The sequence below is a fragment of the Embleya sp. NPDC020630 genome (assembly GCF_044334985.1).
In the GTDB taxonomy this organism is placed as follows: Bacteria; Actinomycetota; Actinomycetes; order Streptomycetales; family Streptomycetaceae; genus Embleya.
In genome coordinates this window covers 149,915-164,853 of the sequence record NZ_JBIRUB010000009.1, presented here as the reverse complement: position 1 = coordinate 164,853, position 14,939 = coordinate 149,915, and the positions used below count along the sequence as shown (strand labels likewise).

Sequence of the window (14,939 nt, the reverse complement as noted above, 5' to 3'; positions counted from 1 at the left end):
CTTGTCCCCGTCGGGAACCGTCCCTCGGGCGCCGACGTCACATCACCATGGCCGAGTCGAATGCACGACCACCCGCCAGAATCCGGACGATCCTCGTCATCGCCGCCGGACTGATCGCCGTCGCCTGCATCGGAGTCGCACTGTGGGTCGTGTTCACGGATGACGGCGAGGAAAAGAACGCGACGGGAGAGCCGACCCGCTCGGTGTCCGACACACCGGTCGGCGCACCGGGCACCGCCCCCGTCACCTCACCCGCCGCCACCCCTGCCGCGTCCCCCGCCGAGACGGCGATCCCGCCGGGCACAACGCCACCGCGTGCCACGCCCACGGGCATCCGAACCCCCGCCGTCCCCGCCGACGGGCGCGTCGACACGCGCACCATCTCCTTCGCCGAGGCACGCGGCCTGCCCAAGGTGTTCGCCATCGCCGAATCGGCGGCACAGGACGCGGACGTCCTGGCGGGCGTATTCGCCGGCAGCCCGAACAAGCGCCCGGCGGAAACCACCCCCGCAACGGACTTCGCCCGCAACGTCGTGGTGACCGTGACCGTCGACGCGGGCTGCCTCGATCCCGAGGGCGCCCGGCTGTTCGCGACCGGGAACCGGCTCCGGCTCGACGTACGCCTCCCCGATCGCAGCCCCCCGCCGGAATGCCTCGCCCCGTACATCCGGCTGGCCCGCTTCGAGGTGCCCCGCGCGTGGCTGCCGCAGCATCCGGTCCTGGACGGCAAGTCGCCGGCGACACCGAACGCGGACTCCCGCCCCTGACGCGAATACCGCACCCGGGTGCGGCGACCGCCGACGTACCGTGCCCGGGTCAGGACCGTGTCAGACCGCAGTTCCCGGCCACCCACTCGAGAACCGACTGGTAGGCCACCGCGAAGCCGCCGATGTCGTCCATCGTGCCGTGTTCGACCCGCTGGTGGAATTGGCGGTCGACGTTGTCGACGCTGCCCTTGATGGCCGCGGGTGCCTCGTTGTTCATGCGGTCCCACACCAGGATCGTCTGCGCGTCGGGCAGACCGTTGTGGAGCTTGTCGTCGGTCGCCATGGTCTTGACCGCGTCGGCGCAAAAGGTCGCGTTGCCGCCCGGGCCGCCTCCCGCCGACGCCGAGGCGGCGGGCGGTCGCGCCGTCGGCACACCCGTACCCTCGCCGGAGCCGCCCGTGGTCGTACCGCCCGACGTGCCTGCGGACGTCGCGGTGGCGACAGCGGCGGGCGGTTGTGGCGGTGTCGCCGTGGCGCCTGCGGTCTTGTGGTCCGACGAGGACCCGCCGCACCCGGCGAGCGTCGCGACCATCAACGCACCGCTCGCCACCACGATCACCCTGGACATCCGACCGGTCGACACCGGGCCACCCCCTGTTCCGGTTCGCGAACTCCCGCTCTGTCGGCGGGAATACCAGGTGCGGAGAGCACGCTAGCCGCACGTGTTCCGAGCACACGCGCGCTTGGCGAAACCGTGGGAGAACCCGGGGCTTGCATGCTCCTTCCATGGCCGATTCGGCCTGTTCCTGCCCAGCCCCGCACACCGCGACAGGTGCGCGCGAGCCCGGGCGCCGGGTCGCGGTCGCTGGTCGCCCTCAGCGGGCAATGCCGACCGCTCGCCGCAGATAGCCGACGTACGTGTGCCTGGCCGGCCACCACCATCCAGCACCCCGCCGACGGGTGAGATCTTGTTGATATATCATGTCAGCTCCATTGTGATCTTATTTGCTCATCACGGCCGCCGGATGGAGCGGCTCGACGGGAGATTGTCGTGACCACCGCACTGATCATCGGTGACCTCCAACAGGGCATCACCGGCGGTTATCCCTTCGCCAGGCAAGTCCTGCCCCCACTCACCGAGGTGTTGCCGCGAGCCCGTTCCGCCGGTGCTCTCGTGGTGTTCGTGCACTTCGCGTTCCGCGGCAACGGGGCCGATCTCCTCCCGGACAACGCGCTGTACCGGACGTTCTTCGAGGCCGGCGACACCTTCCGCGAGGGCACCGCCGGCACCGAGATCGCCCTTCCGGTCGCCGACGCGGACGTCGTCGTGCTCAAGCGCCGCACGAGCGCGTTCGCCGGCACGGACCTCGACCTCGTCCTGCGGGCGCGCGGCGTCGACACGATCGCCATCGCCGGCGTGGCCACCGGCGCCATGGTCGCCGCCACCGCGTACGACGGGGCCGATCGCGGATACCGGGTGACCGTGCTGCGCGACGGCTGCGCCGACGGTGATCCGGCCGTCCACGACTTCTTCATGGACGCCGTCTTCCCCAGCCGCGGCTTCACGGTCACACCCTGCGCCGACTGGCATCCGGAACCGGCCTGAGCACTCGGCCGCACAGGGTGGGCGTGGAATCCTAGGCGGGCGGCAATGGTGACGTGGGCATCTCGATCGGCGCCTTGTTGACGGAGGCGCTGCGGGCCAGGACCTGGAGCACGTCGCGATGTACGCGCTCGCATCGGTTGCGCATCGCCTCGTGGGTGCCGGCCACGTCCCGCGCGCGCAACCCGTCGAAGACGGCCGCCAGTTCTCCGGGCGGGCTCGCCGCGTCCGGGGCGATCAGCGCGGCCATCCGCAGGACCCGTTCCAGTTCGTCGAGTACGTCGACGATGGCCTTGGCTAGACGGGTGTTGCCGCCGGAGTTGGCGATGATGGCCTCGAATTCGATCGAGGCCCGCAATGCCTCCTCCTGCCCCAACTCGCCCGCCGCGAGCGCGAAATGCACCCGGGACAACACTTCGAGCCGCTCCAGCGCGGGCCCGTCGACACCTCGGCGCGCCGCCGCGGACGCGGCCTCGCCGGACAACAGCGTGCGCAGTCCGCAGAGGTCGTCGGTGTCCTGGAGCGTGATCGGCCTGACGACGTAACCCGCGCGCGGCAGGGCGGCCACGAGTCCGTCGCGCCGCAATCGGGCCAGCGCCTCGCGCACCGGCGTCTTGCTGATGTCCCACTGCCGCGCGAGCGAGGTCTCGGTGAAGCTGCTACCGGGCGACAGCGTCAGATCGATGAGCTGGCGTCTGATCGCCCGGTAGGCCTGGTTCGTGCGATCGAGCCCGGCATCTTCCGCGCCGACCAACAGCAGTGCGGGGATATGCGGCATTCCCGTGATCACCGAATCGTCTTCACGAGCATCTTTACGCACCCCGTAAGCATACCACCGGCCCGAATTGATACAGCAGCTTGACCACTGCGTGCTCTCCGGCATGGGGATAAAGGAATCCCGTCCGAATTCCGACAAGGGCAATGGGCCGGCGGATTCGTCAGGTGTCCATCGCGGCTCGTTCGGCCGCACTGCGCAGCACACAGAATTCGTTGCCCTCGGGATCGGCGAGGATCACCCAGCCCGAGCCGTCCGGATTCCGGTGGTCGGCGAACAAGGTGGCCCCCAGGCCGAGCAGTCGCTCAACCTCTTCGTCGCGCGATGTCTCGGGGCGCAGACACAGATGGACCCGGTTCTTGACCGTTTTGGCCTCGGGCACCTGGTTGAAGTACAACACCGGGCCGTCCGCGAGTTGCACCTCGGTTTCCCGCGCGCCCGGTTTGTCCTCCGGATGCAGCGGACGGCCGGTCACCCCGCTCCAGAACCGGGCCAACTCGTAGGCATCCGCACAGTCGATCGCCACATTCTGCAATACCGAGACCATGGGCGTGATTCTTCCCGATCCTCGCGCCGAACACCCGGGTAGGCAGTAGTCGATCGGTGGTGTTTCGGCTCACCCTCGGAGGATCGTGTGTCGGACGGGACGCAGCTCTACCGCAGCACCGGGGTCGCGCTGCTCCGGGCGGCGGTGACGCCGCTGGGCGAGATCCCCACGCGGTGGCCCGACCTGGACCAAGTACCGGACTGCGTGGCGTGGTTGCGGCGGACGTGGGCGCGGCCCGGGCTCGCCGCCGGCATCACCGCGGCCGGCCCGACTCTCGCGCGCCGGGTCGAGGCGCTGATCGCCGGCACCGACGACGATGACCCCAAGCGGGTGCGCCGGGCCACCACCGCCGTGGTCCGCTACGTGCTGCGCAGCGCCGGACGCCCCACGCCCTTCGGCCTGTTCGCCGGTGTCGCACCGTTGACCGTGGGCTCGCACACCCGGGTCGACTGGGGGACCGGGCATCGGCCGGTAGCCCGGGTCGACACCGAATGGCTCTCCGACGTCGTCGACCGACTGGAGGCGTGTCCGGAGCTGTTGGCCCGCGTGGATGTGGTTTTCAGCCGGCCGGTCAGCGAGCGGGGCGACCGGTTGGAACTGGCGAACGGCCCGTTCCGGGTAAGCGTGCGCCGTACGCGGGCAGTGCTCGCGGCGCGGGAGGCGGCGGCGACGCCGGTGCGCTTCGGCACGCTCGTCGACGCCGTGGCCGAGGCGTTTCCGCGGGTCGACCGCGCCCGGGTCGAGGCGCTGTCGGCCGATCTCCTGCGGCTCGGCTTCCTGATCAGTGCGTTGCGCGCGCCGATGACCGTCACCGACCCGCTCGCGCGACTCGTGGCCGAACTCCGGCGGGTGCACGCGGACACGGTGCCCGCCGTCGCCCCGCTGGTGGCCGGATTGCGCCTGGTGGCCGAGGGTGTGCGCCGACACAACGAGGCGGCGCTCGCCGACCGGGCCGCGTTGCGGGCCGAACTGGGCGCGCGGATGCGGACGTTGTCCGATGCGGGTCGTACCGCGCTCTGCGTGGATACGCGGCTCGACTGCCGGGTCGCCGTTCCCCATGCGGTGGCGTGGGAGATGGAGCGGGCCGCGAGCGCGTTGTTGCGTACGACGCGTCGGCCGGCGGGCGAATCCGCGTGGCGGGCCTATCATGCCGCGTTCGTCGACCGGTACGGCGTCGGGGCGGCGGTGCCGCCGGCCGACCTCGTGGACCCGGACACCGGGCTCGGTTATCCCGCCGGGTATCCCACCGCCACGGAGGTCGCGCCGGCCGAGACGGCGACGCCGCGCGACGACCGTCTGCTCGCGATGGCGTGGGAAGCCATGGCGGACGGGGTCGGCGTCGGCGAGGTGGTGTTGACCGACGCGGACATTCGTACCCTGGCCGACGGCACGGGCTTCGACGAGCGGCGCATACCTCCGCACCTCGAATTGTCCGCGCGCGTACACGCGCCCAACGTCCGGGCTTTGGATCGTGGGGAGTTCACCCTCGTGGTGGCGCCGGCGGGCGCGGCCGGGACGATCACCTCACGGTTCACCCCGACGGCGACCGGTTCGGGCCTGGAAGACGTGTACCGCACGCTGCCGCCCACAACCGAGGGCGCGTTGCGGGTGCAGTTGGCCACGCCGCCGGTGTACGCCCATGCGCAGAACGTCGGCCGCGTCCCGCGATATCTGCCCCACGTGCTGTCCCTGGGGGAACACCGTGGCCCCGACGACTCGGAAATCGCGGTGGATATCGGGGACTTGGCCGTACTGGCCACCCCGACCGGCCTGCACCTGGTCGACCGCTCACGGCATGTCGTCGTGGAGCCACAGGTGTTCCATGCCCTCGCCCTGCACCGACAGGTGTCCCCGCTCGCCCGCTTCCTCGCCCGGCTGCCGCGTGCGTTGGGGGCCCAGTGGTACGAGTTCGACTGGGGGCCGCGAGCGCAACTCCTGTCCTGGCTACCGAGGGTGCGGTACGGACGCTCCGTGCTCTCCCCCGCGCGATGGCGGCTGACCTGCGACGACCTGCCGGCCGCGAGCGCCGACGAAAACTCCTGGCGACTCGCCCTGAAGGCCTGGCGCGCCCGGTGGAAGTGCCCGGACACCGTCGAGTTGCGCGACGCCACCGACCGCACCCTGCGCCTGTCCCTGGACGAGCCCGCGCACGCCGAACTGTTGCGCGGCCACCTGGCCAAGCGCGGCCACGCGATCGTGCACGAGGCCGCGTCCGCCGCCGAGTTCGGGTGGATCGACGGTCATGTCCACGAGATCGCCCTCCCCCTGGTCGCCCGCCGACCGCCCGCACCCTCGCCGTTGCTCGGCCTGCCGGGGCTCGCGGCCGAACCGTTGTGCGGCGCGGCGCCCGGATCGGCGAGTGAGGAGTGGGTGTACGCGAAGATCCATACGCACCCCGAGCGCTTCGACGAGATCATCGCCCACCGCCTGCCCGAACTCGCCGCCGCCCTGGACCGGGACCGCGCCCGGTGGTTCGTACGCCACCGCGGCATTCACGAGCGGGACCATCTCCGGCTGTACATCCACACCCCGGCCCCGCACGACCGAGCCGTGGTGATGGCGGCGATCGAGCGATGGACGCGGGAGTTGCGCTCCGGGCGGGCCGCGTCGCATCTCGTGCTGGACACCTACCGGCCCGAAGTCGGCCGCTACGGCGCCGGAGCGGCCATGGCGGCGGCCGAGCGGGTCTTCGCCGCCGACTCGCGCACGGTGGCCGCGTGGATCGTGCACGCACCCACGATCGACCTCGCGCCCGTCGCCTGGGCCGCGTTGTCGATGGTGGGCATCGCCTGCGCGTTCCACGGCGACCCCGGCGCGGGCATACGGCGCCTGGCCGCGCAACCGATCGGCGCGGCACCGCAGGTGGAGCGTGCGATCGCGGACACCGTCCCGGCCCGGATCACCGCCGACGGTGTCGATCTGGCGGGCCTGCCGACGGAGTTGACCGCGGCATGGACGGCCCGCGCGGAGGCCCTGGCCGCCTACCGCGAGCTGCTGCCCGCCGAAACCGACACCGACGCCATCCTGGACGCGCTCCTGCGCCTACACCACAACCGCGCCCTGGGCGTCGACCCGACCGGGGAACGAACCTGCCGACGCCTCGCTCGCCAGGCGGCCTTGGCCTTTCGGGCCCGCCGGGTCGGCCCGTGAGCCGACGGACGACTTCCCGCGCCCGTCGGGCCCGGACGCGCGACGGCCCGGGTCGGTGGATCCGACCCGGGCCGCCCCGTTTGTGCCGCGTCGCCCGACTACTTGGGGACGTTCCAGAGCTGCCCCTTGCCCGCGTTGGCGGAATGGAGCTGCACCACCGTGCTGTTCGCGGTGCTTCCGCCCTTCACGTCCAGGACCTTGCCGCTCGCCACGTGCACGATGCGGCCCTTGGCGTCGATCCGCCACTTCTGCGCGGCGCTGCCGTTGCAGTCGTACAGCGAGATCTTGGTGCCGTCGGCGAACGCGTTGCGCGCGTCGTCCAGGCACTTGCCCATCGAGCGCAGCGTGCCGTCCGAGTACAGGATCCAGGACTGGCCCGGGCCGGTGTTGCAGGTGTAGATCTGGATCTGGGTGCTGTTGGCCGGCTTGCCGCCCTTGACGTCCAGGCACTTCCCGGCGATCCCGGTGATCCTGCCCTGCGGGGGCACCGGAGCGCCGGCCGCGGCGGCCAGCGTGCGGAGCCCCTGGACGTCGAACTGCTGCACGTACTGGCCGGCTCGGGAGTCCGGGTAGGCGTTCAGGAGCGTGCACATGACCGGGTTCTCACCCGAGTCGGTGCCCTTGGCGCACTTCCCGGGTGCGTCGTCGGCGTGTGCCAGACCCAGGGTGTGGCCCAGTTCGTGGCTGACGTGGTTCCGCATGCCGACCTCGCCGAAGCGCGCGGTGGGCTTGCCGTCGGCGGTGAAGAAGGACGTGTTGATGTACGCGTGCCCGCTGGTCACCGTGTCCGGAGTGCTGCGCGAGTGGAACCCGCAACTCCACCCCGGCGTCCCGGATCCGTCCATGACGACCTTCCACGGACTGCCGTCGGTGGTCGTGACACACGGGTTCGGGAACGCGCCGATCACGATCTCGCCCTTGGGGCGCACGTAGTCGTGACCGACCGGCTTGGTGTCGACCGTGATCGGCAGCGCCGTCTCGTGCTGGATCTCGGCGGCGGAGCGTTTGACGTACGGCGCCAGCCAGTCGACCGACTTCTGATCGTAGAACTTGATCGTGTAGCCGGTCGACAGCAGCTTCGCCGCACCGGCCGACTTCCATCCGAGCCCGGACGGCGCGGCCGCGGCGGCGGCGACGGCCGTACGCTGCCGGGCGGGAGCGAGCGGCGGAATCGTCATCCGGCCGTTGACGAACCTGGTGCCGTCGACATCCGACCAGGCGGAGTCGGGCGCCTCGACCCCGTCCAGCGCCTGCTGAACCGGCACCGGATCCGGTTGGGCGTCGCCGTCCTGGTCACCGAACGCCGATCCCGAAAGTTGCAATCCACCGACGATCGCAGCGGTCGCCGCGAATGCGGCGACCAACGATATTCGGCGCTTCCCCGTGACTTTCAAATCCAGTAACCCTTCGTTCAAGGCCGTGAACGCACCTCTCGGCACGGCCGAAAAACACCGTACAGGTCACCGGTCGCAACAATTTCCGCCCCCGCTTCCCCCGCGCAACCCGGCCCCGCCTCGCGCGATCGGGACAGGAATCAGAGCGCGAGAACGGGTCGTTCGCGGTGGCCGGCTACTGGGCGTGGATGGCTGTGTGGGCGGCTTCGATCAGGGTTTGGGGAGCGATGTCGAGGGTGCGCAGTGCGACCACGGCCGCGAACGCGTCCTCGGGTTGCTCGGGCGAGGGAACGTCCTTGGCGTCGATCACACATCAGCTCTAGTTGATGGATCGTCAACAAAAGTTGATGGGGTTCGGAGGTCAGAGCACGAACGGATACGCCGGCGCCGGCCCGTCCTCCGCGTCCCCGTACGGTGCCGGCCGGCCGAGGGCCGGTCCGAGTGTCGTGGTGCCCGGGGTCGCGCGGTCGCGCAGGCCCGTGCGGTAGGCGTCCATCGCGGCCTCGGTGCGGCCCATGCGGCGCAGCAGGTCGCCCAGGAGCATGCACAGGTCGGCCAAGTCCCCCGCCGCGCCGCTGCGTTCGAGGATGCCGAGCGCGCCGACGTAGTGCTCCTCGGCGCGTTCCGGCTCGCCCCGCTCCTCGGCCATCAGACCGAGCAGCCGATGGGCGCCCGCCGCGTGCACCGCACCTCGGTTGTCGTCGAGATCCAGGACGCCCGACAACAACTCCCGCGCCTCCTCGTGCCGGCCGAGACGACGCAGTACGTCGGCCAGCTCCACCTCGACCTGGGCGGTGAACAGTCGGGCGTGCCGAGCCGCAAGCATCTCGCGCGCGGTGCGCAGCTCGGCCTCGGCGGCGTCGAGCGCGTCGTGCTGGGCGTGGACGTAGCCGCGCATCCAGTGGCAGTGGGCGAGTTCGGTCCGCAGTTGCAGCTGCCGGTACAGCTCCTGCGCCTTGGCCAGCGAGGCATCCGCGTCGGCGATGCGGCCCTGCGCGAGCAGCGTACGGGCGACGCTGCGATGCATCCCGGCCACCAGGGCGGGATCGGAGACGCTCGGCGCCAGCGCGAGGGCGACCTCGGCGGCGTGCGCGGCGCGGACGTACGCCCCCATGTCCATGTAAGGCGCGATGGAGGCGGCGTGCAGCAGGACGAGCGCGTCGGGGTCGTGCAGGTCGTCGGCGGCGAGTTCGGCCAAGGCGGTCTCCAACACGTAGCACGCGTAGCGGAGTTCGCCGGCCAAAAAGTGGGCCACCGCCCGGCCGCGGATCGCGCGGGCCCGGCGGGGCGCGGGTTCGCCGGCGAGTTGCCGCTCGGCCGCCTCGAAGTGGGCGCGCGCCCGCGCCGGTTCCCCGGTCACCAGCGCGCACTCGCCGAGTCCGATCCGGGCGGTGGCCTGCTCGGCCGGCAGTGCCAGCCGCTCGGCCTCGGCGAGCAGTTCCCCGTAGCGCGGTGCGGCCTGCTCGGGGGTGCCGGTGGCGAGCAGGCGCTGGGCGTCGGTGAGCGCGAGGCGCAGTTCGGTGGCGAGGTGGGCGGGGTGACCCGTGGTCAGCTCCTCGTACGTGGTGCCGAGTTGCCCCGCGAGGAAGCGCAGCGCGGCCTCCGAGGGACGGGCCTTGCCCGATTCCAGAGTGGAGATGTGGGCAGCGGTGTACCTCGGCTCGGCGAGCTGACGTTGCGTCAACCCCAGTTGGTTGCGCATGCGTTGGATGCGGCTTCCGATCTCGGCCGGCTCGTCCATCGAGTACCCCCTGCGGTTGTTCCTCGCCCCGAGGCATTGTGCGGCAACGCGTCGACGCTTAGCTTAAGTTCGGACTTGGATTCACTGAAGTCCGGATCTATCTCCCCTCGCGTGCCAAGGAGAATCCCTTGCGCAGATCGAGTACATCCCTTCGCACATCCGTGATGGCGGCCGCCGCGGCCGTCGCTTTCGTGTGCGCCGTCGTCACCGCCCCGGGTGCGGCCGCCGGCGCCGCCGCGAACAAACCGACCACCGACCGGGTCCAAGTCGAGATCCCCGGCCCCGAATCCGCGGGGCCCACCGCGCTCGCGCAACCGCACACCGAGGCGGGCTCCGGGTACACCTGGGTCTCCCGGCGGGGCCGAGAGGGATCGCCACCGGGCGCCCTCTCCCCCGAAACCGCGCCGGGCGACGGCGCGGTCACCAAGGTCGTCGACAACGGCCCCACCACGGACCGCCTCGACGTCGTCTTCGTCGGCGACGGCTACACCGCGGGCGAACTCGCGCAATTCCACACGGACGTCAGGGAGCGCTGGGCGGAGATCGTGGCCGTCGAGCCGTACACGACGTACGCGAACCTCTTCAACGTCTGGGCGGTGGACGCGGTTTCCCGCCAGTCCGGAGTGTCCGGCGACCCGTCCCGGGACGTGGTCCGGGACACGGCACTCGGATCCTACTTCTGGTGCGAGAACACCGAACGGCTGCTGTGCGTCGACGAGGCCAAGGTCGATGCGTACGTCGACAACGCGCCGGCCGTCGACCTGGTGATGGTGCTCGCCAACAGCGCCAAGTACGGCGGCGCCGGCTACAACACGCCCAGCCCGACGCTCGGTTACGAGGGCATCGCCACCTCCTCCGCGCACAACGCCCAGTCGGGCCAGGTCGCCATCCACGAGACGGGGCACTCGCTCGGCAAGCTCGCCGACGAGTACTTCTATCCCGGCGTCCCCGGCTACGAGCACTACACCGGCCCCGAACCGGGCGAGTCCAACATCACCGAACTGTCCGCCGCGCGCATGCGGAGCACCCGCACCAAGTGGTATCGCTGGCTGGGCCAGACCTCACCGGACGGCGGCACGGTCGGCGCGTACACGGGCGGCGGCTACTACGTGACCGGCCTGAACCGGCCGACCGACGGCTCGCTGATGCGCTTTACCGGCAAGCCCTTCAATCTGCCCGGTGTCGAGGCGATGATCGCCGGCTTCCACCGACACGCCTCCGCGGCACACGCCCTCACCCCGACGGCACGGACGTTGCGAGCCGAGGACAGCGCACGCATCGCCCTGGCCCGACCCACCGGTCCGGCCGCGCGGCCGCTTCGGGTGCGGTGGTACCTCGACGACAAGCCGCTGAGGCCACCGGCTCGGGAGGACACGATGCAGGTCTCGGAACTACGCCTCGACCCGCGTCGCCCGGGGCCGCACCGGTTGACCGTGGTGGTCGTCGACCCGACCGACTCGGTCCGTGACCCCGTCATCGCCGAGACCCTGCGGACGAGCCTGACCTGGGTCGTACGGGCTTGATCATCCTGGTTTGACACGGATCGTCCGAGTTAAGCCCGGATCATCCGCGCCCGAGCGCACACCACCGGCGGCACGGCGACCCCGGCGCGCCTCTCGCGCCGGGGTCGCGCCGTCTCGTCCGGCCCCTCGGGCGCCGATCGCCACGTCGTGGCCGTTTGGCCACGGCGGTGGGTGCGGGGTTGCGGGCGCTTCGCATCCTCCGCCTCGGATAATGTTTGCCGCACCGAGGTCGGAACCTGTCGGACGATCCTCGTGCCCGTCCGGGAGGGAAATCGCGATGCCGACCACTCGCCACGAGGAACTGCGGGCTGCGATCGTGCAGGCCCGTGAGGCGCTCACCGCGCACCCGGACGCCGCGACCTCCCCGGCCCTGGCGGCCCTGATCGCCGCCGCGGAGCCCTTCGCCAACTTCACCCAGGCGGTACCGCCGCCGACGACGCGGCAGTTCAAGGCGCGCCTGCAACCGGAGCCGTGACCCTCGACGCGGGAATCCGGCTCAGGCCGCGTGGCGGTTGTGGTGCCGGCGGGCGTTTCTTCTGCGCAGCGCGCGGCGTTCGTCCTCGCTGAGGCCGCCCCACACACCGCTCTCCTGCTTGGTCGCCATCGCCCAGGAGAGGCAACGATCGATCACGGGGCATCGTCGGCAGACGGATTTCGCCTGGTCGATCTGCTCTCTGGCCGGGCCGGAGTTGCCGACCGGGAAGAACAGTTCGGGGTCTTCGTGCGTACAGGCAGCGGCGGATCGCCAGTCCATGTCATCCTTTCCGGCCGCGCCGAGGGGCGCGGCCCCGCGGTTCGGGTTCTCGGCCCTGCTGCCCGGGATACCTCCACCCAACCGGCCGAGTCGGCGAAACCCTGCGGAAGTTCGCGGATTCTCACGCTCGCACTTCGTCGACGGCCGGGAGGGCCAGTCGCAACGTGTCCTCCGCCGCCTCCGGATCGGCCAGCAGGGCCGGGAGGAGCAGCCGCCACAGGTCGGTGAGGTCGTTCTCGATGTCGGCCCGGCCGGAGAGCGCGTCGGAGACGGTATGCAGGCCGAAAAACGCGTGGATGATCGATTTGGCCGCCCCGGCCGGATCGATCCGCTCCGCGAGTACGCCCTCCTCCCGCGCCCGCTCCAGCAGCGCTCGGACGGCGGTGATCCAGCCCACGAACGGCGCGGGCAGCGTCGCGTCGATCCCGTACCGCTCGCTCCACAACCGCGCTCCACCGCGCACGAGCGGATCGTCCCGAAACGCCCGGGCCACGTCGAAGCTCAACCGCACCAGCCCCACCACCGCCGGCACAGCGGCCCCGGTGTGTCGTTCGATCAACACCGGCCACGTGTCGAAGTGTGCCTCGACGATCGCGCGGGCCAGGGCGTCCTTGTTCGAGAAGTGGAAATAGATGGCCCCGCTGGTGAGCCCCGACGCGTTGCCGATGTCGCTGATGCTGGTACCCGCGAAACCTCGCTCATGGAACAGACATGCCGCGGTCTCCAGAAGAGACCGGCGAGTCGCCCCTGCCCGTGCCTGCACGTGCCACCTACCTCCAACTCGAACGCCCGGTTGGGAATCGTCTGCCCTCGGGCCGCTCCGGCGGGCCTGATCGCCGGGCCACGCGCGCCGCCGCCCGACGGGTGGAGTGGAGACGACATGCACCTTCCCGACACCTGGGTTCTGCTTGTGTTCATGGTTGCTCTTGGCGGCGACACGGCGTCCTCGCGCTCGTCGGCGAGGCTCCTGAGCTGGTCGCGCACCGTGGAACGGGAATCGGTACATCGAGTGTCGGTGGCCGAGGTGCTGCTCACCGACGTGGTCCGGGTCGCGGGCACGACCTTCCTGGCCGCCGCCCAGTGGCCCTGCTCCCATCCCACGTTTCGCCCCACCGACGACGGTGGCCACAGTCGGCTGATGGTCCTGGAAACCCTCCGTCAGCTCGGAATCTTCATTCCGGCGCAGTTCTATGCGGTGCCTCCGGAGGCACACTTCCTGATCAAGGACCTTTTCTACGGTGTCGACGCCTCGGCGGAGCCACGTTCGACGGGTGGCGCCAGCGATATCACCTGTTTGGCCCAGGTCGACGACTTCCGCCCCACGCACGACGGCCGCGGATTGCGGGGGCTGCGGCTGCGGCTGCGGTTGTCGGTCGGCGCCACGACCTTCGCCCGCGCGGGGGGTAACGCACGCTTCCTGGACCCCGACACGTACGCGGCGCTGCGCCGGGGCGCGGCGGGGGCGCGCCCGGCGGCTCCGCGTGTACGGCCGACGCCGGAGGCGGTGGACGCGACACTGCCCCGGGACGTGCTGGTCGCCGAATCCGACGGCGGTGTCCTGGAGGTGGATCCGGCCGATCGGCTGCATCCGTTCTTCTTCGATCACCCCTGCGACCACATGCCCGGGATGGTGCTCGTCGAGGCCGCCCGGCAGGCGATCGCGCTGGTGAGCGACGGCGAACTGCTTCGGCCGACGGCGTTTCGCCTGCGTACTCCCCGGTTCACCGAGTTCGACCCGCCCGCGCGGATCGAGTGCACGCTGCATCGCGGTCGACAGGCCTCGTTCCGCGTTCGTCAGGGCGGGGCGTACACGGCCCTGGGCGCGGCGCGCTACCGCTGACCCCGAGGCCGACACGCTGACAATCCGTCGTTGTTTGAATACGGACTGTGTTCGTCCTAGCGTAATGATCGTTATGTTTCGGGGCATACCCCGCCCGCCGACGCCTCGGGTGGGGTGTCCCCCCGGATCCACATCTCTCGATCGGACGGCTCACCAATGGCAGGAAACTCCCTTCTCTCCTGGACTCCCGCGGCAATCGTCTTCGATTGCGACGGCACGCTGATGGACAGCGAGCGCCACTGGGAAGAGGCACGCGAACTGGTGCTGCGCGGATACGGCATGGACACCCCGGACGACTTCGGCGAACGTACGAAGGGCCTGCATTTCACCGAATGCGGACGGGTCATGACCGAGGTGATCGGGCTCTCCGGCGGCCAGGCCGACCAGGTGACGGCGCAACTTCTGGACCACTTCCGGAAGTTGGTCGCCGCCGCCCCCGTAACCATTCCGGGCGCGGGTGAACTCGTGCGTCTGGCGGCCGACTTCGCGCCGCTGGCGGTGGCGAGCAATTGCCCGCGCGACGTGGTGGAGTCGGGGTTGGCGCAGGCCGGGCTGCTTCCGTACTTCACCGACATCGTGGTCCCGGACGCGACGTTGCGGCCCAAGCCCGACCCGGACGTCTATCTCGCCGCGGCGCGGGCCTGCGGCGCGCCGCCGTCCGTGTGCCTGGCGGTCGAGGACTCCTACTGCGGGATCCTGTCCGCCTCGCGCGCGGGTCTGCGAGTCCTGGGTGTGGGGGCCGCCCCGCGTGACGAGGAGCTGGCCCTCGTGGACATGTGGGTGCCCACGTTGGCCGACGCGGCCCTGGTCGCCTGGGCCGATTCGCGCGAGCCGGTGGGCGCCTGCGTACGCATCTGAGCGTGGCTCGATCGTCGCTCTCCGCGACCGAGCGCATGCCGGTCGCG

Annotated in this window: 15 protein-coding genes; 7 read left to right on the top strand and 8 right to left on the bottom strand. The window is 70.9% G+C overall.

The window, feature by feature from the left end; translation table 11 throughout:
* Nucleotides 1–47: 47 nt before the first annotated feature.
* Nucleotides 48–767: a hypothetical protein gene (locus ACH4XV_RS28765; protein ID WP_395794717.1), complete on the top strand. Its 720-nt coding sequence runs from the start codon at nucleotides 48–50 to the stop codon at nucleotides 765–767.
* Nucleotides 768–816: 49 nt separating this feature from the next.
* Here the strand turns inward: ACH4XV_RS28765 and ACH4XV_RS28760 are convergent, their stop codons facing one another.
* Nucleotides 817–1,350: a hypothetical protein gene (locus tag ACH4XV_RS28760; RefSeq protein WP_395794715.1), complete on the bottom strand. Its 534-nt coding sequence runs from the start codon at nucleotides 1,348–1,350 to the stop codon at nucleotides 817–819.
* A 408-nt stretch (nucleotides 1,351–1,758) separates the two neighbouring features.
* Here ACH4XV_RS28760 and ACH4XV_RS28755 point away from each other — a divergent pair, with 408 nt between their 5' ends.
* Nucleotides 1,759–2,313, top strand: a complete 555-nt coding sequence (locus tag ACH4XV_RS28755; RefSeq protein WP_395794713.1) for a cysteine hydrolase family protein — start codon at nucleotides 1,759–1,761, stop codon at nucleotides 2,311–2,313.
* Between the two features lie 31 nt (nucleotides 2,314–2,344).
* On the opposite strand, the gene ACH4XV_RS28750 is transcribed toward ACH4XV_RS28755, so the two are convergent.
* Entirely contained in the window at nucleotides 2,345–3,130 is a 786-nt protein-coding gene (locus ACH4XV_RS28750) for a GntR family transcriptional regulator (RefSeq protein ID WP_395794711.1), read from the bottom strand.
* A gap of 118 nt (nucleotides 3,131–3,248) precedes the next feature.
* The gene (locus ACH4XV_RS28745) at nucleotides 3,249–3,632 is read right to left on the bottom strand and encodes a VOC family protein (protein ID WP_395794709.1); all 384 of its coding nucleotides are present in this window, start codon (nucleotides 3,630–3,632) and stop codon (nucleotides 3,249–3,251) included.
* Between the two features lie 87 nt (nucleotides 3,633–3,719).
* Here ACH4XV_RS28745 and ACH4XV_RS28740 point away from each other — a divergent pair, with 87 nt between their 5' ends.
* On the top strand, nucleotides 3,720–6,782 hold the full coding sequence (locus tag ACH4XV_RS28740; protein ID WP_395794707.1) for a lantibiotic dehydratase: 3,063 nt from the start codon (nucleotides 3,720–3,722) through the stop codon (nucleotides 6,780–6,782).
* A 98-nt stretch (nucleotides 6,783–6,880) separates the two neighbouring features.
* Here the strand turns inward: ACH4XV_RS28740 and ACH4XV_RS28735 are convergent, their stop codons facing one another.
* The 3 genes from ACH4XV_RS28735 to ACH4XV_RS28725 all read right to left on the bottom strand — a co-directional run bounded on the left by ACH4XV_RS28735 (nucleotide 6,881) and on the right by ACH4XV_RS28725 (nucleotide 9,917).
* Nucleotides 6,881–8,104 (bottom strand): ricin-type beta-trefoil lectin domain protein, encoded by a 1,224-nt coding sequence (locus ACH4XV_RS28735; RefSeq protein WP_395794705.1) that lies wholly within the window; start codon nucleotides 8,102–8,104, stop codon nucleotides 6,881–6,883.
* A gap of 247 nt (nucleotides 8,105–8,351) precedes the next feature.
* Nucleotides 8,352–8,486 (bottom strand): hypothetical protein, encoded by a 135-nt coding sequence (locus ACH4XV_RS28730; protein ID WP_395794703.1) that lies wholly within the window; start codon nucleotides 8,484–8,486, stop codon nucleotides 8,352–8,354.
* Between the two features lie 51 nt (nucleotides 8,487–8,537).
* The gene (locus tag ACH4XV_RS28725) at nucleotides 8,538–9,917 is read right to left on the bottom strand and encodes a tetratricopeptide repeat protein (protein ID WP_395794701.1); all 1,380 of its coding nucleotides are present in this window, start codon (nucleotides 9,915–9,917) and stop codon (nucleotides 8,538–8,540) included.
* Between the two features lie 128 nt (nucleotides 9,918–10,045).
* Here ACH4XV_RS28725 and ACH4XV_RS28720 point away from each other — a divergent pair, with 128 nt between their 5' ends.
* Together ACH4XV_RS28720 and ACH4XV_RS28715 are read left to right on the top strand one after the other, a co-directional pair.
* Entirely contained in the window at nucleotides 10,046–11,440 is a 1,395-nt protein-coding gene (locus ACH4XV_RS28720; RefSeq protein ID WP_395794699.1) for a M64 family metallopeptidase, read from the top strand.
* Between the two features lie 277 nt (nucleotides 11,441–11,717).
* Entirely contained in the window at nucleotides 11,718–11,915 is a 198-nt protein-coding gene (locus ACH4XV_RS28715) for a hypothetical protein (RefSeq protein WP_395794697.1), read from the top strand.
* A 21-nt stretch (nucleotides 11,916–11,936) separates the two neighbouring features.
* Here ACH4XV_RS28715 and ACH4XV_RS28710 read toward each other — a convergent pair whose 3' ends face one another.
* Both ACH4XV_RS28710 and ACH4XV_RS28705 read right to left on the bottom strand, forming a co-directional pair.
* Nucleotides 11,937–12,194 (bottom strand): WhiB family transcriptional regulator, encoded by a 258-nt coding sequence (locus ACH4XV_RS28710; RefSeq protein WP_395794695.1) that lies wholly within the window; start codon nucleotides 12,192–12,194, stop codon nucleotides 11,937–11,939.
* Nucleotides 12,195–12,315: 121 nt separating this feature from the next.
* Nucleotides 12,316–12,957, bottom strand: a complete 642-nt coding sequence (locus ACH4XV_RS28705; RefSeq protein WP_395794693.1) for a ScbR family autoregulator-binding transcription factor — start codon at nucleotides 12,955–12,957, stop codon at nucleotides 12,316–12,318.
* A 117-nt stretch (nucleotides 12,958–13,074) separates the two neighbouring features.
* Here ACH4XV_RS28705 and ACH4XV_RS28700 point away from each other — a divergent pair, with 117 nt between their 5' ends.
* Nucleotides 13,075–14,034, top strand: coding sequence for a ScbA/BarX family gamma-butyrolactone biosynthesis protein (locus tag ACH4XV_RS28700; RefSeq protein ID WP_395794691.1), 960 nt, complete (start codon nucleotides 13,075–13,077; stop codon nucleotides 14,032–14,034).
* Between the two features lie 156 nt (nucleotides 14,035–14,190).
* Nucleotides 14,191–14,892 (top strand): HAD family hydrolase, encoded by a 702-nt coding sequence (locus tag ACH4XV_RS28695; RefSeq protein WP_395794689.1) that lies wholly within the window; start codon nucleotides 14,191–14,193, stop codon nucleotides 14,890–14,892.
* Nucleotides 14,893–14,939 lie beyond the last annotated feature (47 nt).

Excerpts from the sequence above, each read along its gene's own strand:
- ACH4XV_RS28725 (WP_395794701.1), bottom strand. The coding sequence starts at position 9,917 with ATGGACGAGCCGGCCGAGATCGGAAGCCGCATCCAACGCATGCGCAAC.
- ACH4XV_RS28745 (WP_395794709.1), bottom strand. The coding sequence starts at position 3,632 with ATGGTCTCGGTATTGCAGAATGTGGCGATCGACTGTGCGGATGCCTAC.
- ACH4XV_RS28710 (WP_395794695.1), bottom strand. The coding sequence starts at position 12,194 with ATGGACTGGCGATCCGCCGCTGCCTGTACGCACGAAGACCCCGAACTG.
- ACH4XV_RS28700 (WP_395794691.1), top strand. The coding sequence starts at position 13,075 with ATGCACCTTCCCGACACCTGGGTTCTGCTTGTGTTCATGGTTGCTCTT.
- ACH4XV_RS28715 (WP_395794697.1), top strand. The coding sequence starts at position 11,718 with ATGCCGACCACTCGCCACGAGGAACTGCGGGCTGCGATCGTGCAGGCC.
- ACH4XV_RS28765 (WP_395794717.1), top strand. The coding sequence starts at position 48 with ATGGCCGAGTCGAATGCACGACCACCCGCCAGAATCCGGACGATCCTC.
- ACH4XV_RS28695 (WP_395794689.1), top strand. The coding sequence starts at position 14,191 with ATGGCAGGAAACTCCCTTCTCTCCTGGACTCCCGCGGCAATCGTCTTC.